At 76.1% G+C, this 2,470-nt stretch carries 1 protein-coding gene and 1 pseudogene; both read right to left on the minus strand.

What is annotated here, in order from left to right:
• Nucleotides 1-1,391 (minus strand): annotated as a pseudogene (locus ABD353_RS39455) (hypothetical protein); the annotation flags it as partial.
• Between the two features lie 57 nt (nucleotides 1,392-1,448).
• Nucleotides 1,449-2,321: a hypothetical protein gene (locus tag ABD353_RS39460; RefSeq protein ID WP_344628548.1), complete on the minus strand. Its 873-nt coding sequence runs from the start codon at nucleotides 2,319-2,321 to the stop codon at nucleotides 1,449-1,451.
• Nucleotides 2,322-2,470: the final 149 nt, after the last annotated feature.

Below are 2,470 nucleotides of genomic sequence, written 5' to 3' on the forward strand. Positions count from 1 at the left end.
GGGGGGGGGGGGGCGGGGGCGGGGGGGGGGGGGCCCCCCGCCCCCAGGGCGCGGGCGAGGGCACCGGCGGCCTGGGCGCGGGCGGCGAGCGCCGGCGCGGCGTCCAGCTCGGCCTCGCGGATCGCCGCGGACACCCGGGCCGCCCGGTCGGCGGCGGCGCGGTGCCGCAGCACCGCCTCGGCGGCCTGCCAGGCGGAGTGCAGGGTGCGGGCCTCGGTCAGTTCGCGGCGCAGCGCGGCCGCCTCGCCGGTGGCCGCGGCCAGTGCCAGCGTGGCGTGCCGGTAGGTGAGTTCGGCGGTGATCAGGGAGTGCCGGGTGCGGTCGGACTCGGCTGCGGTGACGGCGCTCGCGGCGGCGGCGACCTCCACCGCGAGGTCCTGCGCGCGGTCCCGCTCGGCGGTGGCCCGGGACCCGAGGGCGTGGGCGAGGCGGCGGGTGCGGCGCTCGGCGGAGCGGTGCGTCTCGCGGACGCCCTCCCGGGCGGCGGTGGCGTCGACGATCCGCTGCAGCAGGTCCAGCGAGCCGGCGGTGAAGTCGCGTTCGGCGGTGAGCTCGGCACGGCGGCCGAGCTTGGCGGCGAAGCCGTGGACGAGGTCGGCGAGGCCGTCGGTGTCCCGGGTGTCGGTGACGGCGCGCAGCAGCAGGTCGGTGAAGTCGGCGTCGTGCTTCACCGCGAACAGGCCGGCCGCCTCGCCCTCGTCTGCGTTCATCTCCCGCTGGTAGCGGAAGAGTTCGGGGTCGAGGCCGAGATCGCCGAGGTGCTCGTTCCAGCGGTCGTGGATCTCCTCGAAGGTGAGGTCGAGGTACGGGTAGGCCTTGCCGGCCTCGGTCATGGCGTCCCGGAAGCCCTTCATGGTGCGGCGGCGGCCGCGGGCCTTCTGGTCGCCGGCCAGGCTGGCCCGCTCGGCGACCGGCAGGGAGTCCAGGGTCAGCCCGGGGCCGGGCCGGAAGGAGTACCAGAGCTCGGCGAACTTCCGCGGGTCGGAGGAGACCTGGCGGCCGCGCCACTCGCTGACCTTGCCGACGACGATCAGCTCGCCGGTCACCGTGTGCTGCCACTCCAGGGCGACGTGGCCGCAGTCGTCCGCGAGCAGGAACTTGCGCAGCACGCCGGAGCTGGCGCCGCCCAGGGTGTTGCGGTGTCCGGGCAGCATCACCGAGAAGATCAGCTTCAGCAGGACGGACTTGCCGCCGCCGTTCTCCAGGAACAGCACGCCGGCCGGGGCCGGGCGCCGCCGCGGGCCCTCCGGCTCGCCGCCGAACAGGCCGATCTGCTGCGGGGCGGGCTCCGCCACGGGCTCGCCGACACCGCGCAGGTCGAGGACCGTGTCGGCGTACCGGGCGCCGGCCGGTCCGATCGAGTACAGGCGGACCCGGTTGAGCTCGTACATGGTGCTGCGGTTCTCCAGGGTGACAGGTGGAGGGGCGGGTGCAGGTCGGAGGCAGGTTCAGAGGGAGTGGAACGGCAGTCCGGCGTCGGCGACGAGTTCGTCGGAGTCGTCGGCGGGCATCAGCGTCGCCGTACCGTCCGTCACCGGCACGACGCCGAGGTCGGTGAGCTCCGCCATCGCGGCCGAACCGGCCAGGTCGCGGACCTGCAACTGGTAACGGGCCGTGGTGCGGAAGGTGCCGCCCGCGTCGTCCGAGGTCTTCTGCAGGAAGCCGGAGTCGACCAGGAACAGCACCGCCTTCGAGACGATGCCGGTGGTGGAACCCGCCAGGCGGCGGGCGTCCTTCGTCGCACCGGTGGACGAACGGCGGGCCCACACCCGCCAGGCCGCCTCCAGGCCCGGGGCGTCGCTGGCCGGGTCGGTGACCGCGCCCTGCGCCTCGGCCCGCTCCTCCAGCCGGCGGCACGCCTGCCGGACGAAGGCGTCCACACCGTTGACCGTCACCCGGCCCAGGTAGCCGTCGTCGGCGAGGTCCTCGGGACGGGGGAAGGCCAGCGCCGCCACCGCGAGGTGCGCGAGGCCGTGCAGGAAGCGGTCGGTCGACTCGGACGCCGCACGGCGGGAGTAGTCGCCCATCCGCACCGCGAAGACCGAGTCCTCGTCGGCGGCGACGGCCATGCCGGCCCGCGGCGACACCTCCAGCACCACCAGGCCCATGCCGGTGGCGACGGCGTCGGCGAGCCGCGCGAACGGAGGGTCCTCGCGGTAGCGGCGGACCAGCTCGGCGTACTCGGCGTCCCGCGCCGGGAGCAGCTTGGCCTGCAGCCCGAACGAGACCAGCCGGGCGGCGTCGGCGACGTCGGCGGGGGTGAGGGGCGCCGCCACCGGCTCCGCCTCGGGGGCCCACGCCGCATCGTGGTTGATCGTCACGGACGGGACTCCTTGGGGGAACGGGATACGAGCTGTCGAGGGGCAAGCGCCAGGGGCGCGGGGAACTGCGCAGTCCGGGGGTGGCGCACTCGGGGGGGGGGGGGGGCCCCCGGGGGGGGGGGGGCGGGGCGGGGGGCTTCCGCTTCTCG

Source organism: Kitasatospora arboriphila (assembly GCF_039528095.1).
Classification (GTDB): domain Bacteria; phylum Actinomycetota; class Actinomycetes; order Streptomycetales; family Streptomycetaceae; genus Kitasatospora; species Kitasatospora arboriphila.